This window comes from Pseudomonas sp. MPR-R2A5, from assembly GCF_058793055.1.
Genome location: NZ_JBXAFK010000006.1, coordinates 66,104 through 90,427, shown reverse-complemented (window position 1 = coordinate 90,427; position 24,324 = coordinate 66,104). Strand labels below are relative to the sequence as shown.

General features: G+C 61.2%; 22 protein-coding genes. 10 read left to right on the top strand and 12 right to left on the bottom strand.

Translation table 11 applies throughout. The features are described 5' to 3' along the window. Positions 1–59: 59 nt before the first annotated feature. The gene (oadA, locus tag AC1Q6I_RS06930) at positions 60–1,868 is read right to left on the bottom strand and encodes a sodium-extruding oxaloacetate decarboxylase subunit alpha (protein ID WP_024078180.1); all 1,809 of its coding nucleotides are present in this window, start codon (positions 1,866–1,868) and stop codon (positions 60–62) included. Between the two features lie 11 nt (positions 1,869–1,879). Beyond that, the gene (locus tag AC1Q6I_RS06925) at positions 1,880–3,295 is read right to left on the bottom strand and encodes an acetyl-CoA carboxylase biotin carboxylase subunit (RefSeq protein WP_024078181.1); all 1,416 of its coding nucleotides are present in this window, start codon (positions 3,293–3,295) and stop codon (positions 1,880–1,882) included. A 194-nt stretch (positions 3,296–3,489) separates the two neighbouring features. Between AC1Q6I_RS06925 and AC1Q6I_RS06920 the strand changes: the two genes are divergently transcribed. Further along, entirely contained in the window at positions 3,490–4,464 is a 975-nt protein-coding gene (locus AC1Q6I_RS06920; protein WP_024078182.1) for a LysR family transcriptional regulator, read from the top strand. On the opposite strand, the gene AC1Q6I_RS06915 is transcribed toward AC1Q6I_RS06920, so the two are convergent. The 3 genes from AC1Q6I_RS06915 to AC1Q6I_RS06905 form a co-directional block, all read right to left on the bottom strand. Further along, positions 4,394–4,591, bottom strand: a complete 198-nt coding sequence (locus AC1Q6I_RS06915) for a PA3496 family putative envelope integrity protein (protein WP_081329271.1) — start codon at positions 4,589–4,591, stop codon at positions 4,394–4,396. The genes AC1Q6I_RS06920 and AC1Q6I_RS06915 overlap by 71 nt on opposite strands. A gap of 153 nt (positions 4,592–4,744) precedes the next feature. Beyond that, entirely contained in the window at positions 4,745–5,611 is an 867-nt protein-coding gene (gene hexR, locus AC1Q6I_RS06910) for a transcriptional regulator HexR (protein WP_010168370.1), read from the bottom strand. Positions 5,612–5,773: 162 nt separating this feature from the next. Further along, entirely contained in the window at positions 5,774–8,647 is a 2,874-nt protein-coding gene (locus tag AC1Q6I_RS06905) for an EAL domain-containing protein (protein WP_024078183.1), read from the bottom strand. A gap of 279 nt (positions 8,648–8,926) precedes the next feature. On the opposite strand from AC1Q6I_RS06905, the gene uvrD reads away from it, so the two are divergent. The 3 genes from uvrD to AC1Q6I_RS06890 all read left to right on the top strand — a co-directional run bounded on the left by uvrD (position 8,927) and on the right by AC1Q6I_RS06890 (position 12,711). Then, positions 8,927–11,110 (top strand): DNA helicase II, encoded by a 2,184-nt coding sequence (gene uvrD, locus AC1Q6I_RS06900; RefSeq protein ID WP_024078184.1) that lies wholly within the window; start codon positions 8,927–8,929, stop codon positions 11,108–11,110. Positions 11,111–11,299: 189 nt separating this feature from the next. Beyond that, positions 11,300–12,169 (top strand): Tim44 domain-containing protein, encoded by an 870-nt coding sequence (locus AC1Q6I_RS06895; protein ID WP_024078185.1) that lies wholly within the window; start codon positions 11,300–11,302, stop codon positions 12,167–12,169. A 134-nt stretch (positions 12,170–12,303) separates the two neighbouring features. After that, a complete protein-coding gene (locus AC1Q6I_RS06890) occupies positions 12,304–12,711 on the top strand; it encodes an SMI1/KNR4 family protein (protein ID WP_024078186.1) in 408 nt (135 codons plus the stop codon). A 73-nt stretch (positions 12,712–12,784) separates the two neighbouring features. Here AC1Q6I_RS06890 and AC1Q6I_RS06885 read toward each other — a convergent pair whose 3' ends face one another. Continuing rightward, positions 12,785–14,548 (bottom strand): cation:proton antiporter, encoded by a 1,764-nt coding sequence (locus tag AC1Q6I_RS06885; protein ID WP_024078187.1) that lies wholly within the window; start codon positions 14,546–14,548, stop codon positions 12,785–12,787. A 291-nt stretch (positions 14,549–14,839) separates the two neighbouring features. On the opposite strand from AC1Q6I_RS06885, the gene AC1Q6I_RS06880 reads away from it, so the two are divergent. Continuing rightward, the gene (locus AC1Q6I_RS06880; RefSeq protein ID WP_024078188.1) at positions 14,840–15,325 is read left to right on the top strand and encodes an acyl-CoA thioesterase; all 486 of its coding nucleotides are present in this window, start codon (positions 14,840–14,842) and stop codon (positions 15,323–15,325) included. Between the two features lie 68 nt (positions 15,326–15,393). Here AC1Q6I_RS06880 and pdxY read toward each other — a convergent pair whose 3' ends face one another. Further along, the gene (pdxY, locus tag AC1Q6I_RS06875) at positions 15,394–16,266 is read right to left on the bottom strand and encodes a pyridoxal kinase PdxY (RefSeq protein WP_102623580.1); all 873 of its coding nucleotides are present in this window, start codon (positions 16,264–16,266) and stop codon (positions 15,394–15,396) included. Between the two features lie 117 nt (positions 16,267–16,383). Between pdxY and AC1Q6I_RS06870 the strand changes: the two genes are divergently transcribed. Then, entirely contained in the window at positions 16,384–16,779 is a 396-nt protein-coding gene (locus AC1Q6I_RS06870) for a DUF3301 domain-containing protein (RefSeq protein ID WP_024078190.1), read from the top strand. On the opposite strand, the gene AC1Q6I_RS06865 is transcribed toward AC1Q6I_RS06870, so the two are convergent. From AC1Q6I_RS06865 to dksA, 4 genes are read right to left on the bottom strand one after another with little or no spacing between them, the layout of a single operon-like run. Beyond that, positions 16,773–17,735, bottom strand: a complete 963-nt coding sequence (locus AC1Q6I_RS06865) for a CobW family GTP-binding protein (protein ID WP_069077327.1) — start codon at positions 17,733–17,735, stop codon at positions 16,773–16,775. The two genes, AC1Q6I_RS06870 and AC1Q6I_RS06865, sit on opposite strands and share 7 nt — an antisense overlap. Positions 17,736–17,779: 44 nt before the next feature. Further along, on the bottom strand, positions 17,780–18,424 hold the full coding sequence (locus AC1Q6I_RS06860; RefSeq protein WP_069077326.1) for a DUF1826 domain-containing protein: 645 nt from the start codon (positions 18,422–18,424) through the stop codon (positions 17,780–17,782). After that, positions 18,424–19,632, bottom strand: coding sequence for a zinc metallochaperone GTPase ZigA (gene zigA, locus AC1Q6I_RS06855; RefSeq protein ID WP_024078193.1), 1,209 nt, complete (start codon positions 19,630–19,632; stop codon positions 18,424–18,426). Before zigA ends, AC1Q6I_RS06860 begins: the two co-directional genes overlap by 1 nt. 27 nt (positions 19,633–19,659) lie before the next feature. Then, positions 19,660–20,064, bottom strand: a complete 405-nt coding sequence (gene dksA / locus AC1Q6I_RS06850; protein WP_024078194.1) for an RNA polymerase-binding protein DksA — start codon at positions 20,062–20,064, stop codon at positions 19,660–19,662. 125 nt (positions 20,065–20,189) lie between these two features. Between dksA and AC1Q6I_RS06845 the strand changes: the two genes are divergently transcribed. Continuing rightward, on the top strand, positions 20,190–20,558 hold the full coding sequence (locus AC1Q6I_RS06845) for a glutamine synthetase (protein WP_102623579.1): 369 nt from the start codon (positions 20,190–20,192) through the stop codon (positions 20,556–20,558). Here the strand turns inward: AC1Q6I_RS06845 and AC1Q6I_RS06840 are convergent. Beyond that, the gene (locus tag AC1Q6I_RS06840) at positions 20,555–21,766 is read right to left on the bottom strand and encodes an N-acetylmuramoyl-L-alanine amidase (RefSeq protein ID WP_102623578.1); all 1,212 of its coding nucleotides are present in this window, start codon (positions 21,764–21,766) and stop codon (positions 20,555–20,557) included. The two genes, AC1Q6I_RS06845 and AC1Q6I_RS06840, sit on opposite strands and share 4 nt — an antisense overlap. 128 nt (positions 21,767–21,894) lie before the next feature. Here AC1Q6I_RS06840 and folE2 point away from each other — a divergent pair, with 128 nt between their 5' ends. From folE2 to AC1Q6I_RS06825, 3 genes are read left to right on the top strand one after another with little or no spacing between them, the layout of a single operon-like run. Next, complete coding sequence (gene folE2, locus AC1Q6I_RS06835; protein WP_024078197.1) at positions 21,895–22,785, top strand: GTP cyclohydrolase FolE2; 891 nt, start codon at positions 21,895–21,897, stop codon at positions 22,783–22,785. Then, positions 22,782–23,450: a metal ABC transporter ATP-binding protein gene (locus AC1Q6I_RS06830; protein WP_069077323.1), complete on the top strand. Its 669-nt coding sequence runs from the start codon at positions 22,782–22,784 to the stop codon at positions 23,448–23,450. The genes folE2 and AC1Q6I_RS06830 overlap by 4 nt, the downstream gene beginning before the upstream one ends. Then, positions 23,450–24,316, top strand: coding sequence for a metal ABC transporter permease (locus tag AC1Q6I_RS06825; protein WP_102623577.1), 867 nt, complete (start codon positions 23,450–23,452; stop codon positions 24,314–24,316). Before AC1Q6I_RS06830 ends, AC1Q6I_RS06825 begins: the two co-directional genes overlap by 1 nt. Positions 24,317–24,324: the final 8 nt, after the last annotated feature.

Sequence of the window (24,324 nt, the reverse complement as noted above, 5' to 3'; positions counted from 1 at the left end):
AAAAAAAAGGGGGGCACCTGCCCCCCCGAGGATTAAGCGGTAGTGTCGAAGGCTAGGGATCAGCCTTCGATTTCAATCAGGATTTCGCCCGGGTTGACCCGGTCGCCCTTGGTCACGTGAACCGCAGCCACCTTGCCGGCAATCGCAGCCTGCACTTCGGTTTCCATCTTCATGGCTTCGGTAATCAACACGGCCTGGCCGGCCTTGACCACGTCACCAACCTTGACCAGCACGTCTACGATATTGCCCGGCATCGCCGTGCTCACATGACCCGGCTCGGTGGCTTGCTTGCGCTTGCTGCTGCCGCCGCTGACAAACTCGTTGAGCGGTTCGAACACCACTTCTTCAGGCATGCCGTCGATGGACAGGTAGAAATGGCGCTTGCCTTCAGCCTTCACGCCAACACCGGTGATGTCCACGCGGTAGCTCTCGCCGTGCACGTCGATGACGAACTCGGTCGGTACGCCTTCGCCACCGGCACGGGCCACGCCGCCTGCTTCGGGGATCGGCAACAGCACTTCCGGGGTGAGGGTGCCGGCGTCGCGCTCTTCGAGGAATTTGCGACCGATGTCCGGGAACATGGCGTAGGTCAGCACGTCTTCTTCAGACTTGGCCAATGTGCCGATTTCACCGCGCAGCTTGGTCATTTCCGGCTTGAGCAAATCGGCCGGGCGCACGTCGATCACGTCTTCGCTGCCGATGGCCTGGCGGCGCAACTTCTCGTTCACCGTGCCCGGCGCCTTGCCGTAGCCGCCTTGCAGGTACAACTTCACTTCGTTGGTGATGGTCTTGTAGCGCTCGCCAGCCAGCACGTTGAAGAACGCCTGGGTGCCGACGATCTGCGAAGTCGGGGTGACCAACGGCGGGAAGCCGAGGTCCTCACGCACCCGAGGAATTTCAGCCAGCACTTCCCCCATGCGGTTGAGCGCGCCCTGCTCCTTGAGCTGGTTGGCCAGGTTGGAAATCATCCCGCCCGGCACCTGGTTGACTTGCACGCGGGTATCGACGGCGGTGAATTCGCTCTCAAACTGGTGGTACTTCTTGCGAACCGCGTAGAAGTACAAACCAATTTCCTGCAGCAATTCCAGGTCGAGCCCGGTGTCGAACTCGCTGCCTTTAAGGGCGGCGACCATCGACTCGGTACCTGGGTGGCTGGTGCCCCAGGCGAAGCTGGAGATCGCGGTGTCGATATGGTCGGCACCGTTTTCGATGGCCTTGAGTTGGCACATCGCGGCCAAACCTGCCGTGTCGTGCGAGTGGATGAACACCGGCAGGTTCTGCTCGGCTTTCAGCGCCTTGACCAGTTCGCCCGTGGCGTACGGGGTCAGCAGGCCGGCCATGTCCTTGATCGCCACCGAGTCGCAGCCCATGGCTTCCATTTGCTTGGCCTGGGCCACAAAGGCGTCGATGGTGTGCACCGGGCTGGTGGTATAGGCGATAGTGCCCTGGGCATGCTTGCCGGCGGCCTTGACCGCTTCAATGGCCACGCGCAGGTTACGCACGTCATTCATGGCGTCGAAGATGCGGAACACGTCGATGCCATTCACGGCGGCCTTGGCGACGAAGGCCCTGACCACGTCGTCGCTGTAGTGGCGGTAGCCCAGCAGGTTCTGGCCACGCAGCAGCATTTGCAGGCGCGTGTTAGGCAATGCGGCGCGCAGTTTACGCAGGCGTTCCCACGGGTCTTCCTTCAAAAAGCGCACACAGGCATCGAAGGTCGCGCCGCCCCAGACTTCCAGGGACCAGTAGCCGACTTTGTCGAGCTTGTCGCAGATCGGCAGCATGTCGTCGGTGCGCATGCGGGTCGCCAGCAACGATTGGTGAGCGTCGCGCAGGATGGTGTCAGTAACGAAGATTTTCTTGCTCATTATTATGTTCCTCACAGGCCTGCGTGGGCGGCGATGGCGGCGGCGATGGCCAGGGCCAGCTCTTCGGGTTTGCGCTTGATCGAGTAGTTGGTCAGCTCAGGATGGCTTTCCACAAAACTGGTGTTGAACTGGCCGCTGCGGAATTCCGGGTTGCGCAGGATTTCCTGATAGTAAGCGGCGGTGGTCTTCACGCCTTGCAGGCGCATGTCATCCAGGGCACGCAGGCCGCGGTCCATGGCTTCTTCCCAGGTCAACGCCCACACCACCAGTTTCAGGCACATGGAGTCGTAGAACGGCGGGATGGTGTAGCCGGTATAGATCGCCGTGTCGGTGCGCACGCCGGGGCCGCCGGGCGCGTAGTAACGGGTGATCTTGCCGAAACTGGGCAGGAAGTTGTTTTTCGGGTCTTCGGCGTTGATACGGAACTGCAACGCGAAACCACGGTGCTGGATGTCTTCCTGCTTCACCGACAGCGGCAGGCCCGAGGCGATGCGGATCTGCTCGCGGACAATGTCGATCCCGGTGATTTCTTCGGTGATGGTGTGTTCCACCTGCACCCGGGTGTTCATCTCCATGAAGTACACCTCGCCCTCGGCGAGCAGGAACTCCACGGTGCCGGCGTTTTCGTAGCCCACAGCCTTGGCCGCGCGCACCGACAGGTCGCCGATATAGGCGCGCTGTTCCGGGGTCAACTGCGGGCTCGGGGCGATTTCGATAAGCTTTTGGTTGCGGCGCTGGATGGAGCAATCGCGCTCGAACAGGTGCACCACATTGCCAAAGCTGTCACCGAGGATCTGCGCCTCGATATGCTTGGGGTTGACGATGCATTTTTCCAGGAACACTTCCGCCGAACCGAACGCCTTGGTGGCTTCGGAGATCACGCGGGGGAAGGCTTGTTCGAGTTCTTCGCGGCTGTTGCAACGACGGATGCCGCGACCGCCACCACCGGAGGTGGCCTTGAGCATCACCGGGTAACCGATACGGTCGCCTTCAGTGAGGGCTTCGGCGATATCGGCGACATTGCCTTCAGTACCGGGCGTGACCGGTACGCCGGCCTTGATCATGCTGCGGCGCGCTTCGGTCTTGTCGCCCATACGGCGAATCACTTCAGCCGAAGGACCAATGAATTTGATCCCACGTTCGGCACAAATGTCTGCCAGTTCGGCGTTTTCCGACAGGAAGCCGTAGCCGGGGTGCAAGGCATCACAGCCGGTTTCCACCGCCAGGTTCACCAGCTTGCGCGGGTTCAGGTAGCCGGACAGGGGCTCGGCACCGATGCTGTGGGCCTCGTCGGCACGCTTGACGTGCAACGCATGGCGGTCGGCGTCGGAATAGACCGCGACCGAGCGAATGCCCATCTCGGCGCAGGCACGCACGATTCGTACGGCAATTTCACCACGGTTGGCGATCAGGATCTTTTTTATCACTTGGAAATTCCCTTGAGCCGATTGCTGCGTTCTTCGACCCGCTAGACCCGGGTCGGCGCGTGACCAAATGTTTCAAGCCAGTCGCAGCCCCACACTAAGCCCGTAGAGGGATTAACAAAAATCAATAATTATTGGGTCGCGCATAAGTAAAGACTTATAGTCGACACACTGGATGGGATCGAGGGGATTTAAAAATGCGTAAGTCATTGATGAGGCTGACATTACGGCAATTGCAGATCTTCAATGAGGTGTGTGATTTGCGCTCGTACAGCCGTGCCGCCGAGGAAATGTCTCTCACCCAACCGGCCGTCAGCCTACAAATTCGCCAGCTGGAAGAGCTGATCGGCCAGCCGTTGTTCGACTATGTGGGCAAAAAGCTCTACATGACCGAGGCCGCCGAAGCCCTGCAACGGGCCAGTCGCGATATTTTCGGGCGCCTGGAAAACCTCGATATGCAGCTATCGGACATGCAGGGTTCGTTGCAGGGCCAGTTGAAGCTGGCCGTGGAATCCAGCGCCAAGTATTTCGTACCGCACCTGTTTGCCGCGTTCAAGCGCCAGCATCCCGAAGTGCAGTTGCACCTGACGGTGGTCAACCGTGCCCAGGTGATCCGCAGGCTTTCGGACAACCGTGATGACTTGGTGATCATGTCCATGGTGCCTCAGGACATGGGCCTGGAGTTCCTGCCGTTCCTTAACAACCCCATCGTTGCCGTGGCGCCACCCGATCACCCTTTGAGCCTCCAGGGCCCCTTGCGCTTGCAGGACCTGGAACCCTACACGCTGTTGCTGCGCGAACCGGGCTCCGGTACACGGCTGGCCTGCGAGGAGTACTTCAAGGAAAAACGCGTGCACTTCACCCAGACGGTGGAGGTGGCCTCGGCCGAGGCGCAGCGTGAGTGCGTGGTGGCAGGGTTGGGCGTGGCCTTGTTGACGCGCCACGCCCTGAACCTGGAACTGGCCACCGGCGGGCTCAAGGAGCTGCCGGTGGAAGAGCTGCCGCTGTACCGCAGTTGGTGCCTGGTGCAGGCCAAGGCCAAGCGCCTGTCACCGGTGGCCCATGCATTCCTGGGCTTTATCCGCAGCGAGCGGGTGCAGATCAGCGCGTTGGCTGAGCGCTTCGCTGGGCAGCCGCGGGTGCCTGCCAGTGCAGTTCCGGGTAGTCACTGATGCTCTGCTGCAGCTGGCGCTGGTCGCAGCGGTCTTCGATTGCGCGACGGAACGCCATGCGGCGCTGGTCTTCCTGTTGACGGCGGGTCTTGACGGAGCTGTTGCTGTCTTCGTAGTGCCGGGTCATTTTGGAGTCTCCCAATGCGAGTACGGGGAGTACAGGATCGGCTCGGCGGATGACATGACGATGACAGCCTGGTGAAGATTCTGGACACACAGAAGATGCAAAGGTGGGAGGGGGGCAAGCCCCTCCCACCTTTGAAACGAATGCAACCTTGAATCAGTCGTCGAGGGCTTTGACGGACTTGGGCGAGAGCCGCAGGCTGCGCAGACTTCGCTTCACGCTCTTGAGGTGATTGACCAGGCTCGGACCGCGCGCCATGGCCACACCCATCGCCAACACGTCGATCACCACCAGGTGGGCGATGCGCGACGTCAGCGGCGTGTAGATTTCCGTGTCTTCATGCACGTCGATCGCCAGGTTGACCGTGGACAGTTCCGCCAACGGCGTCTGGCTCGGGCACAAGGTGATCAACGTGGCGCCGCTTTCACGCACCAGGTTGGCGGTGATCAGCAGGTCTTTGGAGCGACCGGACTGGGAAATGCAGATGGCCACGTCGGTCGGCTTCAAGGTCACGGCCGACATTGCCTGCATATGCGGATCGCTATAGGCCGCAGCGGTCAACAGCAAGCGGAAGAACTTGTGCTGGGCATCCGCGGCGACAGCACCCGATGCGCCAAAACCGTAGAACTCGACACGCTGGGCCTGGGACATGGCGGTCACGGCCTTTTGCAGCTCCACCGGGTCGAGCTTCTCACGCACTTCCATCAGGGTGTGCAGGGTGGTGTCGAAGATTTTCAGGCTGTAGTCAGCGACCGAATCGTCTTCATGGATCGCAAACTGCCCGAAGCTCGCGCCAGCGGCCAGGCTTTGGGCCAGCTTGAGCTTCAAGTCCTGGAACCCGGAGCAACCGATGGCGCGGCAAAAACGCACGATGGTCGGCTCACTGATGCCCACGCTGTGGGCCAGGTCGGCCATGGAACTGTGCATGACGGCCGCAGGGTCTAGCAGCACGTGATCGGCAACCTTGAGTTCCGATTTGCGTAACAGGTGGCGCGACTGGGCGATATGTTGCAACAGGTTCAAAGGGCAGGACTCTTGTTATTGGCAGGCGCCAGGGATGTAGCAAGCTTGTAGTTATACTACAAGAATTGTCGTTTTGCCCGTCCGATGCATCACTTAATCGCCCTGCTGCCCTTTGAATCTAAGGGCAGGCGAGTTGTAGCCACAATGGCTGAAGGCCCGGCGCTAGGAAAAATCTGCTTTTTTTCGTAACAACTCTGCCAGGCCATCGGCTTCCATCGGCCGACTGATCAGGTAGCCCTGCACCTCGTCACAACGCTCCCCCCGCAGGAAATCCAACTGCTGTTGGTCTTCCACGCCTTCGGCCACCACCTTGAGCGCCAGCCCGTGGGCCATTGCAATGATCGCCCGCGTAATGGCCGCGTCTTCGCGCCCCTGGCCGAGGCCACGAATAAAGGTCTGGTCGATCTTCACGTAGTCCACCGGGATGCGCTTGAGGTAGCTGAGGGACGAATAACCGGTGCCGAAATCATCAATGGCCAGCTTCACCCCCAGGTCCCGCAGTTGCTGGAAAGTCGCGATGATATGTTCCACGCTGTCGAGCAGTTGGCTTTCGGTCAGCTCCAGTTCGAGGTATTGCGGGTCCAGCCCGGTTTCTTCCAGCACCTGGCGCACCAGGCTGACCAGCTTGCCCTGGCGCAACTGGTGCACCGACAGGTTCACCGACACCCGGATCGGCGCCAACCCTTGGCGCTGCCACTCGCAGGCCTGCCAGCAGGCCTGGCGCAGCACGAACTCGCCCAGCGGCACGATCAGGCCGGTTTCTTCGGCCAGGCCGATAAAGTCCCCCGGTGGCACCATGCCCCATTGCGGATGCTCCCAGCGAATCAACGCCTCGGCGGCGTTCAGTTGGCCGGTGGCCAGGCATAATTTGGGTTGGTAGAACACCGTGAGCTGGCGCTCTTCAATGGCTTTACGCAGATGGTTTTCCAGTTGCAAACGCTCCAGCGTGCTGGCTTGCAGGCTGTCGGTGTAGAACTGGAAGTTATTACCGCCCAGGTGCTTGGCATGCTGCATGGCCATGTTCGCCTGGCTGACCAAGGCTGAAATTTCCCGCGCGTTGTCCGGTAACAGGCTGACCCCCATAGAGGCACTGACTACCAGCTCATGCCCTTCCACTGCCACCGGCACACGCAGCTTGGCCAGTAGCCGCGTGGCGACCCGCGCGAGGCTCGACAAGTTGCCATAGGCATCGAAGAGCACAGCGAATTCGTCGCCGGACAGTCGCGCAATGGTGTCGGCTTCCGGCAGGGCGTTGATCAAGCGCCGCGCCATTTTCTGTAACAACTGGTCGGCCACTTCATGGCCCAGGCTGTCATTGAGCAACTTGAAGCGGTCCAGGTTGATATGCAGCAGCGCCAGGCTACGCCCGCCCTGGCGGACGCGCTGGTGGGCTTCGCGCAGACGTTCGCGAAACAGCGAGCGATTGGCCAGGCCGGTCAATTCGTCATAGTGGGTGAGGTAGCGCATACGCTCCTCGGACTCACGCCGCGCCGACAGATCGGCGAAAAAGCCCACGATATGGCTGACTTTTCCTCGAGCATCCCGCACGACGTTCAGTTGCAGCCACTGCGGATACAACTCGCCGCTCTTGCGTGTCTCCACCAGTTCACCCTGCCAGGTGCCGTGGCTGAGCAGCGCCTGGCGGATCACCGGGAAGTGACGCCGCGCATCACGACTGCTGGGCAACTCCACGACATTGCGACCCAGCATATCGTCGATGTCGAAGCCGGTGACGCGGCTGAAAGCCCGGTTGACGGCGATCAGCACGTAGTCCGGGTCAAGGATCACAATGCCTTCGCTGGCGGCTTCGAACACGGTCGAGGCCAGGCGCTGTTGTTCTTCCAGGGCCTTGCCGGCACTGATATCGCGACGGGTACCCAGCATGCGCGTGACCCGTCCGCTGGGCGCACGCTCCACGGCGCGGCCACGGTCTTCGATCCACACCCAGTGGCCATCGCCATGGCGCACGCGGTATTCCACCTGGTAGTCCTCACTGCGGCCCTTGAGGTGCTCCACCAGGGCACGCTTGAGCAACGGCAGGTCGTCGGGGTGCAGGCGCGGCTTGAGGTGGCTGAGCATCGCCGTGACGTACTCGGGCTCCAGCCCGAACAGCTCTTTGAGCTGGGTGTGGTGCACCTCGTCGGTTTGCAGGTTCCAGTCCCACAGCCCCAGTTCGCTGGCTTGCAAGGCCATCGCCAGGCGCGCTTCGCTTTTATTCAGGGCCAGGCTGGCCGCGTCCAGTTCCTGGCTGCGTTGCGCCACACGGTCTTGCAGGCCGATTTGCGCTTCGCGCAGTTCCTGTTCGACTTGGCGGCGTTGCTCGACTTCGCGCACCAGGTCCTGGTTCAACTGCTCACTGCGCTGTTGCGCCTGCTGGAGATGTTCGATCAGCGCCTGGTTTTGGAAACGTCGCAACAGCCCGCGCTGGATCAGGCGATTGACCTGCCACGCCACCACGCTCAGGGACGCCAGCAGGATCAGGCCAAGTACCCCCCAGCCTTGTTGTTGCGGGGCACCGTTCCAGAACAGATAGACGATGGCCGGCACCAGGCATGGCAAGGCGAATGACAGGAATGCGGGCAAGCTCACCGCGTAGGCCACGCTGGCAGACAACGTGGCCGCACCAATCAGGCCGAACACCCAGGCCTGCTGCGTAAAGCTGTCCACCGGCACCAGGGCAATGGCGGCAGTGGCCAGGGTCAGCCCGCTGGCGGCCGAGCCGAGCATGAACCTGCGGCGCCAGATCGGCTGCGCCTGGCGGCTGGGCATGGCCGAATCAAAGGCCGCCACCTGGATCACGCGCATGGCCACCAGGGCAAGCAGCCAGACCAGCCAAATGCTGTCCAACAAGTATTGCGTGGGGTTCCAGAGCAGCCAGGCGCAGACCAGGCCGTTGACCAACATCAACAGGGTCGGCAGCAGCGAGCCCTGATAGAGCAGGCGTGTGCGCTCGACCGCCATCTCGGTGGCGTAGTGTTTGTGGATGACCTGCGCTGGCGCCGCCGAGGGGCTGAACAGATCGGTGCTGAGAGTCATAGGCAGTGTTCTTATAATGGTGAGCCCGAAACGTCGACGGAGCATACACAAGCAAGCGCTTGGGCCAAACTGCTCCACGTCATAAAAACTGCATGGTCATCCGGCGCAAACCCAGGGGCCAGACAGCTTGAGCGAGACGCTGCGCGGGCTGCGGCCATTGACTGACCGGTCATCACCCCATGCAGAATGTTCAGCCGCCCGGAATCACCGTGGATGTTTTCCGTCGACCACCCGGCATTGGGGTTTGCCCCACTCCCCCCAGCACCCTAGAATGCGCCGATGCGCGATGATCTCTCTCTTTTGCTGAACTCCCTCAACGATGCCCAACGCCAGGCCGTAGCGGCCCCCGTTGGCCGTCAGTTGGTCCTGGCCGGTGCTGGCTCCGGTAAAACCCGAGTGCTGGTGCACCGTATCGCCTGGTTGATCCAGGTCGAGAACGCGTCCCCGCACTCCATCCTGTCGGTGACCTTCACCAACAAGGCCGCTGCCGAGATGCGCCACCGCATCGAGCAGTTGATGGGCATCAGCCCGGCCGGTATGTGGGTGGGCACCTTCCACGGCCTGGCGCACCGCCTGTTGCGGGCGCACTGGCAGGAGGCCGGGCTCGCCCAGACGTTCCAGATCCTCGACAGCGATGACCAGCAACGCCTGGTCAAGCGCGTGATCCGCGAACTGGGGCTCGACGAACAGCGCTGGCCTGCGCGCCAGGCCCAGTGGTTTATCAACGGCCAGAAAGACGAGGGCCTGCGCCCGCAGCATATCCAGGCCAGCGGCGACCTGTTCCTGGCCACCATGCGCAGCATTTATGAAGCCTATGAGGCCGCCTGCGCGCGCGCCGGCGTGATCGACTTCTCCGAGTTGCTGCTGCGCGCCCTCGACCTGTGGCGCGATAACCCAGGCTTGCTGGCCCATTACCAGAAGCGCTTCCGGCATATCCTGGTGGACGAGTTCCAGGACACCAACGCCGTGCAGTACGCCTGGTTGCGCCTGTTGGCCAAAGGCGGCGACAGCCTGATGGTGGTGGGCGACGACGATCAGTCGATCTACGGCTGGCGTGGCGCGAAAATCGAGAACATCTACCAGTATTCCGAAGACTTCCCCGACGCGGTCACCATTCGCCTGGAGCAGAACTACCGCTCCACCGCCGGTATCCTCAAGGCTGCCAACGCCTTGATCGCCAACAACACCGGGCGCCTGGGCAAAGAGCTGTGGACCGACGGTGGCGAAGGCGAAGCGATCAACCTATACGCGGCCTTCAACGAACACGATGAAGCACGCTACGTGGTGGAAACCATCGAGAGCGCGCTGAAAACCGGCCTGGCGCGCAGTGATATCGCGATTCTGTACCGTTCCAACGCCCAATCGCGGGTATTGGAAGAAGCCCTGCTGCGCGAGCGCATCCCGTACCGCATCTATGGCGGCCAGCGCTTCTTCGAGCGTGCGGAAATCAAGAACGCCATGGCCTACCTGCGTTTGCTCGAAGGCCGCGGCAACGATGCGGCGCTGGAGCGGGTGATCAATATCCCAGCCCGTGGCATCGGCGAAAAAACCGTTGAAGCCATTCGCGACCACGCGCGCCATGCCGATGTGTCGATGTGGGAAGCCATGCGCTTGCTGATCGCCAACAAAGGCTTGACCGGCCGGGCTGCCGGGGCGTTGGGGGTGTTTGTCGAGCTGATCGAGAACCTGGCGGCCAAATGTTCGGAAATGCCGCTGCATTTGATGACCCAGACCGTCATTGAACAGTCCGGGCTGATTGCCTATCACGAAGCCGAAAAGGGTGAAAAAGGCCAGGCCCGGGTAGAAAACCTTGAGGAATTGGTCAGCGCCGCCCGTGCATTTGAAAACACCGAGGAAGATGAAGAGCTGACCCCGCTCGCAGCCTTCCTCGGCCACGCCTCGCTGGAGGCGGGTGACACCCAGGCCGACGAGCACGAAGACAGCATCCAGCTGATGACCTTGCACAGCGCCAAGGGCCTGGAGTTTCCCTATGTGTTCCTGGTGGGCATGGAAGAAGGCCTGTTCCCCCACAAGATGAGCCTGGAAGAACCCGGCCGCCTTGAGGAAGAACGCCGCCTGGCCTATGTGGGCATTACCCGGGCGATGCAGAACCTGGTGATGACCTACGCTGAGACCCGACGCCTGTACGGCAGCGAGACCTACAACAAGGTGTCACGCTTCGTACGTGAAGTGCCGAAAGGGCTGATCCAGGAAGTACGCCTTTCCAACAGCGTCAGCCGCCCGTTCGGCGGTGGCCAGCAGCAGAACTCCAGCAGCATGTTTGCGGGTTCCGAGATTCCGGAAACTCCATTCAGCCTGGGCCAGCAGGTCAAGCATGCGATCTTCGGCGAAGGGGTGATCCTCAACTTCGAAGGTGCCGGCGCCCAGGCACGGGTGCAGGTGAACTTCGCCGAAGGCAGCAAATGGCTGATGATGGGCTACGCGAAACTCGAAGCGGTCTGAAACAATTCCAAACATGAAGGTTGCTGGCCCGCCCTTGTTTTTAACGAGCGCGGGCCAATATCTGTAACAAGTCCTACAGACCATCCTGAATCGATCTTACGCAAAAGCCCGAAACATTATGTTGCTAGCCACTGTCACGACACCTGTGCAACATGGCGCGCGTGCAATCCACAAATGGGAATTCCCTTTATGAAACGTTTTCTTAGCATCGCCATGGCGTTATGCATAGGCCTGACGATGAGCCTCGACGCCAACGCCAAACGCTTCGGTGGCGGCAAAAGCATGGGCTCGGCACCGACTCACCAGACCAGCCAAATGGCCCCATCCGCCGGTGTAGGCGGTGCTGCCGCTACCGCAGGCGCAGCCGGTGCTGCTGGCGCTGCTGCCAAGGCCGGCGGTGCTTCGCGCTGGTTGGGCCCTCTGGCCGGTATCGCGGCCGGTGGCCTGCTCGCCTCCATGTTCATGGGCGGCGGCTTCCAGGGCATGCAGATCTTCGACATCCTGATCATGGCGGTCATCGCCTTCCTGATCTTCCGCTTTATCGCCGCCCGTCGCCGCAAGCAGCAGGAGCACCTGGCGCCCGCCGGCGCGCCGATGCAGCGTGAAGTGTTCGAGCAGAAACCCGCCATGGGTTCGATCTTCGGTGGTTCGTCAGCCCCTGCTGCCGCCCGCCCAGTGATCAACGCACCGGCCTGGTTCAACGAAGAGCGTTTCGTCGAAGCGGCCCGCAGCCACTTCCAGTCCCTGCAACAGCACTGGGACGCCAACGAAATGGACAAGATCTCCGAGTTCGTGACCCCGCAACTGCTGGAGTTCCTCAAGCGCGAACGCGCCGACCTGGGCGACGGCTTCCAGTCGACCTACATCGATGACCTGCATGTCCAGCTGGACGGTGTGGATGACCGCGCCGACAAGACCATCGCCACCCTGACGTTCAGCGGTGTGTCGAAAACCTCGCGCTTCGACCAAGGTGAAGTGTTCAGCGAAAGCTGGAACATGGAACGTGCCCAAGGCGACAACCAGCCATGGCTGGTCGCCGGTATCCGTCAGAACGGCTGATACCCGCACGCTTGTGCAAGCCGTAACAAAAACCCCGGACTTGTCCGGGGTTTTCTATTTCACGGTTGCACTTATAGCGAGCTACTGTATAAAACGCCCCTATAACCGCGCCATCTAGCAAGAGGATCCCGGACGTGGAAGAAGTCATCGAACAATTGCGTGAAGCCAACGAACCGGTTCCGGTTCCTCTGGAGCTGCCTGATGAAGACCAGTTGGTGGAAATCGAAGAAGAGCTGTTCATCAATATTCCGTTCGTCTTCAAGGAGTTTCTGCTGACCGTCAGCGACGTGGTGTACGGCAGCCTTGAGCCGGTGACCGTCACCGACCCGCAATCCCACACCTACCTGCCGGAAGTCGCAGCAAATGCCTGGGATAGCGGCGTGCCGCGCGAGTTGATCCCGATCTGCCAGGACGGCGACGACTATTACTGCGTTGAAGAAGACGGCACGGTGGTGCTGTGGTCCGGCGAAGAAGAACTTGTCACCGAGGAGTCTTGGGAATCGGTATGGCACTGGGCGCGGGACGTCTGGTTGGAAAGCTAAGACCTGATCCCCGTGGCGAGCGGGCTTGTCGAATCGTCGCACCGCCCGCGTTGGGCTGCGCAGCAGCCCCCCATCAGTGCTCCGGCGTATCCTTATGGTTATCCAGCGTCTCCAGCAAGGCGACCTGCATCCGCGTATGCACACGGATAAACCAGCGCCACAGCACAGCCGCCACCGCCGCCGCGACCACAGCGATCAGCACCAGCAGCTTGTTGGTCGGCAGAATACTCGCCGACAAGGCGGCCAATAGCAGGAAAATCACCAGCAGCGACAGGATCGGGATCAGCTCGGCGATCACCCGACGCACGCGCTGGGTATGTCGTCCGGCCATCTCCGGCTTGACGCTCATCTCTGCCAGCAACATCGACAATGCCTTGAGCTTGCGGTACGCCGCAATCAGGAACGGCAGCGACAACAATAATGCCCCGCCCCAGATCAATGCCTTCTGCCAGCTTGGATCACTGATCCAACCTTCCAGGGACGCGCCAATACGCACCGCGAAGTAGCTGCCTGCAAAAAAGATCGACACCACCAGCGCCAGGTTCACCCCCACTTGCAGGATGATCTTGCGGATCATCGACACCAGCATCGCGCCTTCACCCTGAGGCTGAATGCTGCGCAACCATTCACCATACAACCCGAACACTCGGCTCATACGCTTGGGCATCACTGCCGCGATCTTCAACGACAATGGGTCGGCACCGCGAATCAGGTACGGCGTGAGCAGCGTGGTGATCGCCGAAACGGCCACCGCCACCGGGTACAGGAAGTCGCTGGTCACCTGTAACGTCATCCCCAGCGCGGCGATGATGAAGGAAAACTCGCCAATCTGTGACAGCCCCATGCCAACCCGCAACGAAGTGCGGCCATCGTTGCCAGCGATAAACGCGCCGATCCCACAGGACAGCATCTTGCCCAACACCACGGCGACGGTGATCACTGCAATCGGCCAGGCGTATTGCAACAGGATCTGCGGGTCGATCATCAAGCCAATCGCCACGAAGAAGATCGCGCTGAACATGTCGCGAACCGGCTCGATCAAGCGCTCGATCTTAATCAACTCGCGGGACTCAGCCATGATCGCGCCGATCAGGAACGCCCCCAGCACCATGCTGTATTCCAGCTTGACCACCAGCAGGCAAAAACCGAAGCACAGGCCCAATACAGTGATCAGCAGCATCTCGTTGCTGTCGAACTTGGCCACATAGGCCAACAAACGCGGCACCAGCAAAATGCCGATGACCAACGCGACGATCATGAACAGCGAGAGCTTACCGACCGTGGAAAACACTTCGCCCGAGCTGACCGTGCCACTGACGGCGATACTCGACAGCAAAGCGATGATGCCGATGCCGAGGATGTCTTCCACGATCAGCACGCCGAAAATCAGCTGGGCGAAGCGCTGGTTTTTCATCTTCAGGTCATTGAGTGCCTTGACGATGATGGTGGTCGAGGAGATCGCCAGGATCGCGCCGAGGAACAGCGAGTCCATCGTGCTCCAATCGAACCAGCGGCCAATCTCGTAGCCGATCCAGATCATGAGGATGATTTCGAGGAAGGCGGCAATAAATGCCGTGGCGCCCACCTTGAACAACTTGCGCAGGCTGAACTCCAGGCCCAGACAGAACATCAGGAAGATCACCCCCAGCTCGGCGAGGGTCTTGATGGTGTCTTCGTCGTGGATCAGGCCAAATGGCGGGGTGTGGGGCCCGATGATGAACCCGGCGACGATGTACCCCAGTACCACAGGTTGTTTGAGACGGTGAAACAGGATGGTGACAACCCCGGCCACCAGCATGATCACGGCCAGGTCCTGGATAAAGCTGATGGCGTGCATGGCGAGGGCCTCCTTGAGGGTGCTGGCGCTTTTCCCACTTCCGCCCGCACCTTTGAACGGTCGCAAAGTGCGGAAGGAAAAGTCTGCCTTGATCGTAAGAAATGCCCTGATATGGGCTTTTGAAGGTTAACACCGCGACTTCCGCCGGAAAGCCGGTGCAATATATGGAAACAGATCGGTGCAGGCGTGACGGCAAGGCGCCCACCGGCGTCCCGTTAGGGATGGCGCTGCAAAGATTCCAGCACCCGAAGAGGTGCCTCCCCAACCAATGCCTACAACCGTGAGTGTGCTATGGAACCCGGAAACGCCCAGCTGTCGATGACGGTATTGATGACCCCTGATATGGCCAACTTCTCTGGCAATGTCCACGGTGGCACCCTGCTCAAGTATCTCGACGAAGTGGCCTACGCCTGCGCCAGCCGTTACGCCGGCCGCTATGTGGTGACGTTGTCGGTAGACCAGGTGATTTTTCGCGAACCGATCCATGTCGGCGAGCTGGTGACCTTCCTCGCGTCGGTCAACTACACCGGCAATACGTCGATGGAAGTGGGCATCAAGGTGGTGACCGAGAACATCCGCGAACGCTCGGTGCGCCATACCAACAGTTGCTTCTTCACCATGGTAGCCGTGGACGATCAGCGCAAACCCGCCGCCGTGCCGCCGCTGCAACCGCATAACAGTGAGGAAAGACGCCGGTTCGTGCAGGCCCAGCAACGCCGGCAGATTCGCCAGGAGCTGGAAAAGCGTTACCAGGAAATAAAAGCCGACGCGCTATAAACCCCAAGCGGTAAACCCAATCAAAATGTGGGAGGGACTTGCTCCCTCCCACATGGGGTTCTGCGTATTTACAGACCGATCGGCGTCGCTTCGAAGCGCACGCGCGGATGAGCAATACGATCCTGGGCTCGCACCAATTCCAACTCGTAACTGGCACAGGCCTGGGTTTCCAGCAGCACTTCATGCACCGCCGCGGCGGTGAATTCGAAGGCGGCCAGCAGGCTATCGCCCAGCAGCACCCGCGCCAGGAAAAACCCCGAGGTCAGGTCGCCAACGCCCACTGGCTGGCGGGGGAACGCCAACAGCGGGCGGCGCAGGTGCCAGCTGCCGTCGGCAGTTACCAACAGCATTTCGAAGCCATCCGGCAGCTTGCCCGGATAATCCAAGTGCTTGACCAGCACCGCCTTCGGCCCCCGGGCCAGCAACGCCTTGGCCATGCCCAGGCAGTCGAACAGCGACTGCGGCTTACGACCGGCAAAGCTGTCCAGCTCCAGTTGGTTTGGGCAGAGGAAGTCGGCCATGGCGGCGGCCTCCTCCAGCAGGAAATCGCTGACCTCCTGCGGCACGATGCAGCCTTTTTCCGGGTGCCCCATGACCGGGTCGCACAGGTACAGGGCCTTCGGGTTGATCGCTTTGATCCGCGCCACGCCGGTGAGGATGGCGCGGCCCTGGTCCGCGCTGCCCAGATAACCGGACAAGATAGCGTCGCAGTTGCCCAACTCACCAATGGCCGCAATGCCTTCCACCAACGCCGGAATCTGCTGCGGCGCCAACACTTCCCCTGCCCACTGTCCATACTGGGTGTGGTTGGAGAACTGCACCGTGTTCAGCGGCCAGACGTTCACCCCGACGCGCTGCATGGGAAACACGGCGGCGCTGTTTCCGGCGTGGCCAAAGACCACATGAGACTGGATCGCAAGCAGATGAGGTGTGCGTTTCATGCAGGAGATTTCCGTAAAGCCGTTTAAATTCTGGCCGCGCAGTATGCGACTAAACGCAGCCTATACGACAGACCGGCGACACAGTTAAGCTGCTCTCACTTTGTTGGAGTTTTTCGCATGCTGACCTTGGGAAACATCTTCGTGTTGATGCTGCTGGCGACCGGTGCCGCCTGGGTCTGGCACAACCACGGCCTGCGCGAGCGGGCGTTGGAGCGGGTCAAGCAGCATTGCGCCAAACTCGACATCGAGCTGTTGGATGGCGCCGTGGCACTCAAGCGCATCGGCTTTGTGAAAGATGCCAACGGCCGCCGGCGCCTGGCGCGGGTCTACAACTTTGAATTCACGGTGACCGGGGAAACCCGCCATCCGGGAACCATCACCCAGTTCGGCGCCCACAGCGCACAAATCGAACTGGCGCCCTACCCCTTCGAGATCAAGACACCACTGCCCAGCGCCGAGGTCATCGAGCTGAGCCAATGGCGCCAGGACCACGCCACCAAGCATCGTCACTGACGGCAGGCGGCCAGCGAACGCTGTAGCAGGGCCACGTCCTGGGGTTCGCTGAAGATCAATTCGATGCGTGAGTCGCGCCGCCATTCGCTGGGTTGCCAGGCAATCGGGCTGTTATCCACAGCGTTGGCGGATAGCCAGCCCTCGCCACTGTGGATAACCAGTTTGGCGCGGCGCCAGCCGAGACCGGTCAGCCACTGATGCAGGCGCTGCGGGTCGAATTGCTGGCTCGGGTGCCAGCGCCAGCCGATGCTCCAGCCACCGTCCTGAGCCTGGCTCAGGCAGATCGGCAGCAGGGGATCGCTCCAGATGGCCGGTATTTGTGCGAGGCCTTTGGGCACCGTGAAGTTATCCACAGTGGCGCCGGCCCGTGCGCTTGAGCCTGGTAAGCGGTTCAGCGGCAATTGCGCCTGGCGGGTCCAATACACCGGGCAATCGGGTAACTGCCGTTCGATGGCCTGACGCTGTGCGGTGTCCAGCGCCTCATCTTTGTTCAAGACCAACAGCCCGGCACTGGCCAGCGCTTCCAGCTGCGCAGGTGGCAAGGGCTTGCCCGCCGCCAGGGCTTGGGCATCCAGTACCAGGACGCAGGGTTGAACCGTCAGCACGTCCTGCCACGGCGGGTCCCGCAGTTGCTTGAGCAATTGCGCCGGGTGGCCCAGGCCCGAAGGCTCGATAAAGACACGGTCAGGCTTGGCCTTACGCAGCAGACGGCCAAGGCCCACCTGGAACGGGGCGCCATTCACACAGCACAGGCAGCCACCGGCAACTTCGCCCAAGGCAATGCCATCGTCATCCTGAGTCAGCAGCGCGGCGTCCAGGCCAATCTGCCCGAACTCGTTGATCAACACCGCCCAGCGCTCGTTGGCCGGACGTTGAGCGAGCAGGTGCTGGATCAGGCTGGTCTTGCCGGCACCCAGGGGCCCGGCAATCACGTGGGTGGGAATGTTCTGCAGCATAAGAGGCATCATTTTGACCGTGTAGAGCGCTTGATCCTACGCGGTTATGCCAGCCAATCCAGCGTCAGGATCAAGCGTCGCTCATCCGCCTTCAAGGCCGGCGAGCGGTGAATCAGGCCATGACCCTCGTTGCCATGCCATTTCGTACCCTTGAGTAGAGCCACCTCACCGCAGAGGATTTGCTCGATGCGGTCAGTGGGTTCAGCATCCGACTGGCCCAACGTGCGACGGTCCATCACCCCCTCGCGCAACCACTGGCTGCCGATGCCGGCATAGGTGGTGATCAGCCGCACAGGCACATGATCAACATGAAAACGCGGGCACATGGCCTTGTCCAACAACCGCAGGCGCACGCCGATGCGCCTGGCGCCCAGCAGGCAGGCAAAGGCGCTGATCAGCCACGACACATCGGCGATAAAGCCCTCATAACCCTCAAGATCGCGGCAACTGGACGCCAGGCCGTGCAGATTGGGCTCGGCGCCTTCGCTGTCCAGCTCGATCACCAGCGATTCAGCCAACGGCTCATTGAGCGCCACCAGCAAGGCGCCGAACTCGGCGATATGCAGGGGTAATTGGCGCTGCCACAGCGCCAGGTTCACACCATCCTCAAGGATATCGGACAGCGCCAGCGGGGTTTCACCGCGGGTCTGGCGAATCACGGGACGCAGGGACATGACCGGCGCCAGCATCAGGCGGCCACCTCTTCATACCAAGGGCCGAAAGGATCGGCCAGTAAGCGCCAGGCGTCGACGCCCAGGGCCATTTCTTCGTCGGTGAGCAAACAAGCGTCCAACTCGGCACGCATCTGTGCGAAGTCGATGTTCTGCCCGATAAACACCAGTTCCTGGCGGCAGTCGCCCGTGCTCAGTTGCCAGTTGCCCATGATCGCGGCGACGCTTTCTTCATCCTGCGGCCACTGGCTTTTCGGTACAAAGCGCCACCAGCGTCCAGCAAAGCCATGGCGCATCAGGCCACCCGCCTGTGACCAACTGCCAGCGTCCTGGTGCTTGCTGGCCAGCCAGAAAAACCCCTTGGAGCGTAGCAACTTGCCGTTCACCCACGGGCGATCGATAAAGTCGAAGAAGCGTTGCGGATGAAAAGGTCGGCGGGCGCGATAGACAGTGGATGCGATGCCATATTCTTCGGTTTCCGGTACGTGTTCGCCGCGCAATTCCTGCAACCAGCCGGGGGCCTGGGCGGCGCGTTCAAAGTCAAAGCGGCCGGTGTTGAGGATCTTGTTCAGCGGCACTTCGCCCATGACCATCGGGATGATTTCCGCCTGAGCATTCAGGCGTTCGAGGATGGCCATCAGCTCCTCACGTTCGTGGCTGCTGATCAGGTCGATCTTGCTGATCAAAATGACGTCGGCGAACTCGATCTGCTCGATCAGCAAGTCGGTGATGGAGCGTTCGTCTTCTTCTCCCAGGGTTTCGCCACGAGAAGCGAGGCTTTCGGCGGTCTGGTAGTCGAGCAGGAAGTTCATGCCGTCAACCACGGTGACCATCGTGTCCAGGCGCGCGATATCGGCCAGGCTTTGTTCGTTTTCATCACGGAAGGTAAACGTTTCGGCCACGGGCAAGGGTTCGGAGATGCCGGTGGACTCGATCAACAGGTAATCAAACCGCCCTTCTTTGGCGAGTTTTCCGACTTCTTCCAGCAAGTCTTCGCGCAAGGTGCAGCAGATGCAGCCGTTGCTCATTTCCACCAGTTTTTCTTCGGAACGATTAAGGGTGACGTCGCGCTGAACCTCGCTGCCATCAATGTTGATTTCGCTCATGTCGTTGACGATCACCGCAACCCGCAGGTTGTCGCGGTTGCGCAGGACATAGTTGAGCAGCGTACTTTTACCGGCGCCGAGAAAGCCGGACAACACGGTAACGGGGAGACGATTGGGCATCAGGTAGTCCTCATCAGGGTTGGCCGGTCAAATCGCCCGTTTATGGCGTTCGCGCAGCTCTTCGCGTTCTTTGGCTTCGATACACAGGGTGGCGGTGGGGCGTAGCAACAGGCGTTGCAGGCCAATGGGTTCGCCCGTTTCGCGGCACCAGCCGTATTCGCCGCGGGCCAGCCGTTCCAGGGCGTCATCGATCTTGTCCAACAGCTTCTTTTCCCGCTCCAGCAGGCGCAGTTGCCATTGGCGCTGTTCTTCGGCGCTGCCCACATCGGCAGGGTCGCTGTTGGGTTCCTGTTCGCGCAGCACCAGGAACTCAGCGTCGATTCGCGCTTGCAGCTCGTTGCGCTGGGCCAGGAGCAGCGTGCGGAAGAAGCCTTGCTGGGCTTCGTTCATGTAGTCGGCGGGCGGTTGGGCCAGGAGGTCTTGTTCGGTCATGGGAACGGTTCACGGGTCAGGCTGTGCTTTTATGTTATATTATAACAACACAAATAAGCCAATCCCCCTTGCTCGTCACGACGAAGGGCGCAATGCTTGATCATCTTCCTGCCCCGAGAACCCCTATGAAATACCTGGTGTGCGGCCTGTTATTGGCAGCAGCAGGATCTGCCTGCGCCCAAGTACCGAGCCTGTTGGCCAACTGCACGCGCAGCGCCAACCTGCTGGCGTGTGTGGACTCGCAAGGCAATGCCTACAGCGTGGCGACGGCCGGCAGTACCACGTATTTGCGCGGTTTCGAAGTCATCGGCAAACGCTATTGGGCCCAGACCAATAGCCGTTATGGGCAACTGACGTTCTTTACCGGGTTGGCGTCGGACGGTGAAGCGTGGGTCGGCTACACACGGCGCGTGGGCTGGACCACCCTCAACCGGTTTTCCAGTTCCGGTGGCACCAGCGCCAAGTTCACCTGCAGCCGGATAACCGGCTGTTAGACCTGGCCGTTTTTCTGCTCCTGCAGCCAGGCCACGTAGCTGTTCATCGGCGGGTTCTTCTGAAAGTATTTTTTCAACCCTTCGAACAAGCCATCGGCTACCGCCTGTTGATGACGCGCGGTGACCAGGCGCGCACTGTCCCGCGCATTGGAGATAAACCCGGTTTCCACCAGGATCGACGGCACATCCGGTGACTTGAGCACCGCAAACCCGGCCTGTTCCACGCGTTTCTGATGCAACGAGGTGATGCCCTCCAGGCTGCCGAGGATCGAGCTGCCCAATTGCAGGCTGGAGGCGATGGTGGCGTTCATCGACATATCGAGAATCACCCCGGCCAGCATCGGGTCCTTGTCCTTGAGGTTCAGCAGACTGGTGGCGCCCAGCAGATCGGCGCCGTTTTCCCGTTGTGCCATGAACCGCGCAGTGGCCGAGGTAGCCCCCCCTTCGGACAAGGCATACACCGACGCCCCCGAGGCGGTGATCCGCGGTGCCGCATCTGCGTGTACCGAGATAAACATGTCGGCGTTGTACTTGTGGGCAATCTCCACGCGCTTGCGCAGCGGCACGAAGAAGTCGTCGTTGCGCACCAGTTTCACGTCAAAGCCCCTCTCGCGTTTCAAGCGCTTGGCCAGCAATTGCGCGATCGACAACACCACGTCTTTTTCGCGCTGGCCCTTGGAGTCGACCGCGCCGGGGTCCTTGCCGCCGTGGCCCGGGTCGACTACCACAATGATGTCGCGCTTGGGATGCGCCTTGTCGATCGGAGCGACCAAGGGCGCCGGTTCAGCTGCGATCTGGCGTGGCGCGTGGGTGGCGCTGGTCAGGTCCAGTACCAGGCGATGACCTTGGCCATCCTGAGGCGGTAGTAGAAAACTGTTGAGCTGCATCGGCGCAGCCAGGTCGAGCACGATCCGCGTATCGCCTTTGCCGAAATGCCCCGAGCGAATCGAGGTGATCCCGCTGTTCTTCAAGGCCAGTTGAGAAAAGTCACCACTGAGGCCAGCACCGCTCAGGTCGATGATCACCCGTTCGGGTGCAGCCAGGGAGAAAGTCTTGTACTGCACCGGGCCGCTCAGGTCGAACACCAACCGCAGCTTGTCGTCCGAGCGCCACAGGCGGGCATTGCGAATCTGCGTGGCCGATGCGGCGAACGGCAAGGTGAACAGCGGGCTGACCAGGAGCAGGTTGAGGAGCTGACGTCTGTGCATGACATATACCGCAAATAAAGGAGCGTCCCTGCTCGACATGACTGAACAAAGGCTGGAGCAGAAAATTCATCGTCGACTCAATGGTTATAATATAACATGTCTTTTTATTTCCAACGATGGACCTGCTTATGAATGCGCTGACTCTGCCGGATATCGCCGCGCAAGCATCACGCCAAGCCTTGCCCCTCGACTGGGTCGGCATGTGCGGCATCGCCCTGCCCATCTTGATCGATGGCCAGCGTCTGACGGCCAAAGCCGATGCCGGCGTCAGCCTCGACGACGGCACCGCCCGTGGCATTCATATGTCACGCCTGTACCTGGCGCTGGAAATGCTCGGCCAACAGCCCCTGACGCCGACACTTCTGCGTAATGTACTGCAGCATTTTCTTGCCAGTCATGAAGGTTTATCTAAGAACGCCTACCTGCGTATCCATACCGATTTGCTCCTGAATCGTCCGGCCCTGGTCAGCCCACTGGCCGGCTGGAAGGCCTACCCGGTGAGCATCGAGGCGCACCTGGAAAACCAGATGTTCCACGTGGAACTAAAAATTGACGTTACTTATTCCTCAACCTGCCCCTGCTCTGCTGCCCTCGCCAGGCAGTTGATTCAGCAGCAATTTGTCGATGACTTCGCCAACACACCGTTGCGACATGAAGACGTGCTGACCTGGCTCGGCAGCGCCAATGGCATTGTGGCCACGCCCCACAGCCAGCGCAGCAGCGCACAGCTGCGCGTCCACCTGCAAGGCGAGCATCTGGCGCTGACCGAGTTGATCAACGACGCAGAAGCCGCCCTTGGCACTGCCGTGCAAACCGCCGTAAAGCGTGCAGACGAACAAGCCTTCGCCCTGGCCAATGGGCAGAACCTGATGTTCTGCGAAGACGCCGCCCGCCGCCTGAACCTCGCCTTGAAACGCTCGGATGCCGTCAAAGCCTTCCACCTCAAAGTGATCCACGCCGAAAGCCTGCACGCGCACGATGCCGTGGCTGAAAGCCGCTGGACGAGACCCTCTGCATGATCACCTGTACCGCTTTACGCTGGGGTGCCCCTGGGCAACCGCTGACCCCCGCCGTGGATTTCACCCTGGAAAAAGGCAGCCTCACCGGTGTGATCGGCGCCAACGGCACCGGCAAAAGCAGCCTGCTGAAGGTTATCGCCGGGCTGCAAAAGCCATTGGCGGGCAAAGTCACCGTGAATGTGCCACGGCGCGGCGGCCTGTCGTTCCTGCCCCAGCAGCAGCACCTCGACCGCCAGTTCCCCATCAGCCTGCAAGAGTTGGTGGCCGCCGGCTTCTGGGGCACCCAACTCACCCCGCAACAACGCAGCCAACGCCTGCAAGCGGTGCTGGAGGACTGGTGCCTCAGTGGCCTGGAACATCGCCCGTTGATGGCCTTGTCTGGCGGCGAACTGCAACGTGCCCTGCTCGCCCGCATGAGCCTGGCCGAGGCGTCGGTGCTGTTGCTCGACGAACCCCACGCCGCCCTCGATGAAGATGGCCAGGCCTTGTGCTGGAAACATATCCACGCCTGGCATGCCCAAGGTCGCACGCTGGTAGTGGTGTGCCATGACCTGGCCGCCGTGCGTGAACATACCCAGCAAGTGGTGCAGATCAAAAGCACCGGCTGCGTCGTCGGCCCCAGTCAAGAACTGATCCGTCCACACCCTCGCATGCAGGTGGCCTGATGCACTTCGCCTCCCATCTGTGGATGCCCTTTGCTGACTTCGTCTTCATGCGTCGCGCCCTGATCGGAGGCCTGGTACTCGCCTGCAGCACCGCGCCGCTGGGCGTGTTCCTGATCCTGCGGCGCATGAGCCTGATTGGTGACGCCGTCGCCCACGGCATCCTGCCCGGTGCGGCCCTGGGCTTCTGGTTCGCCGGGCTCAGCCTGCCCGCGCTGACCGTCGGTGGCCTGGGTGCCGGCCTGGGCATGGCCGGGCTGGCGGCCTGGATCACTCGCCGCACCGGCCTGCGTGAAGACGCCAGCCTCGCGGCTATCTACCCCATTTCACTGGCCGCCGGCGTGCTGATCCTGGGCATTGCCGGCAAACGCCTGGACCTGCTGCATCTGCTGTTCGGCTCAGCGCTGGCCGTCGACGAGGCCACCCTGACCGGCATGCTCTGGGTCTCCGGGTTCAGCCTGGTGGCCATGGCGCTGATCTACAAGCCGCTGCTGCTGGATACCCTCGACCCGCTGTTCCTGCAAACCGTCAGCCGCCTGGGCCCGCTGGCCCACGGTTTGTTCCTGACCCTGGTGGTGTTGAACCTGGTCATCGGTTTCCAGGCCATCGGCGCGTTGATGGTGGTGGGCTTGATGATGTTACCGGCCATCGCGTCACGGTTCTGGAGCCGGCGCCTGCCGGTGTTGATCGCGATATCGGCGGTGCTGGGATGCCTGTCGGTATGGCTGGGTTTGTTGCTGTCGTTCTATTACTCACTGCCCAGCGGCCCGGCGATTGTGCTGGTGGCTGGCGGCGGGTACCTGCTGTCCGTGGTCTTCGGTCCGGTGCACGGCTTGCTGCGCCGCCCCCCCTTGCTGTCATCCCAATGAGGTGTCTC

Excerpts from the sequence above, each read along its gene's own strand:
- oadA (WP_024078180.1), bottom strand. The coding sequence starts at position 1,868 with ATGAGCAAGAAAATCTTCGTTACTGACACCATCCTGCGCGACGCTCAC.
- AC1Q6I_RS06920 (WP_024078182.1), top strand. The coding sequence starts at position 3,490 with ATGCGTAAGTCATTGATGAGGCTGACATTACGGCAATTGCAGATCTTC.
- AC1Q6I_RS06915 (WP_081329271.1), bottom strand. The coding sequence starts at position 4,591 with ATGACCCGGCACTACGAAGACAGCAACAGCTCCGTCAAGACCCGCCGT.
- AC1Q6I_RS06905 (WP_024078183.1), bottom strand. The coding sequence starts at position 8,647 with ATGACTCTCAGCACCGATCTGTTCAGCCCCTCGGCGGCGCCAGCGCAG.
- uvrD (WP_024078184.1), top strand. The coding sequence starts at position 8,927 with ATGCGCGATGATCTCTCTCTTTTGCTGAACTCCCTCAACGATGCCCAA.
- AC1Q6I_RS06895 (WP_024078185.1), top strand. The coding sequence starts at position 11,300 with ATGAAACGTTTTCTTAGCATCGCCATGGCGTTATGCATAGGCCTGACG.
- AC1Q6I_RS06885 (WP_024078187.1), bottom strand. The coding sequence starts at position 14,548 with ATGCACGCCATCAGCTTTATCCAGGACCTGGCCGTGATCATGCTGGTG.
- AC1Q6I_RS06880 (WP_024078188.1), top strand. The coding sequence starts at position 14,840 with ATGGAACCCGGAAACGCCCAGCTGTCGATGACGGTATTGATGACCCCT.
- pdxY (WP_102623580.1), bottom strand. The coding sequence starts at position 16,266 with ATGAAACGCACACCTCATCTGCTTGCGATCCAGTCTCATGTGGTCTTT.
- AC1Q6I_RS06870 (WP_024078190.1), top strand. The coding sequence starts at position 16,384 with ATGCTGACCTTGGGAAACATCTTCGTGTTGATGCTGCTGGCGACCGGT.
- AC1Q6I_RS06865 (WP_069077327.1), bottom strand. The coding sequence starts at position 17,735 with ATGCTGCAGAACATTCCCACCCACGTGATTGCCGGGCCCCTGGGTGCC.
- AC1Q6I_RS06860 (WP_069077326.1), bottom strand. The coding sequence starts at position 18,424 with ATGCTGGCGCCGGTCATGTCCCTGCGTCCCGTGATTCGCCAGACCCGC.
- zigA (WP_024078193.1), bottom strand. The coding sequence starts at position 19,632 with ATGCCCAATCGTCTCCCCGTTACCGTGTTGTCCGGCTTTCTCGGCGCC.
- dksA (WP_024078194.1), bottom strand. The coding sequence starts at position 20,064 with ATGACCGAACAAGACCTCCTGGCCCAACCGCCCGCCGACTACATGAAC.
- AC1Q6I_RS06845 (WP_102623579.1), top strand. The coding sequence starts at position 20,190 with ATGAAATACCTGGTGTGCGGCCTGTTATTGGCAGCAGCAGGATCTGCC.
- AC1Q6I_RS06840 (WP_102623578.1), bottom strand. The coding sequence starts at position 21,766 with ATGCACAGACGTCAGCTCCTCAACCTGCTCCTGGTCAGCCCGCTGTTC.
- folE2 (WP_024078197.1), top strand. The coding sequence starts at position 21,895 with ATGAATGCGCTGACTCTGCCGGATATCGCCGCGCAAGCATCACGCCAA.
- AC1Q6I_RS06830 (WP_069077323.1), top strand. The coding sequence starts at position 22,782 with ATGATCACCTGTACCGCTTTACGCTGGGGTGCCCCTGGGCAACCGCTG.
- AC1Q6I_RS06825 (WP_102623577.1), top strand. The coding sequence starts at position 23,450 with ATGCACTTCGCCTCCCATCTGTGGATGCCCTTTGCTGACTTCGTCTTC.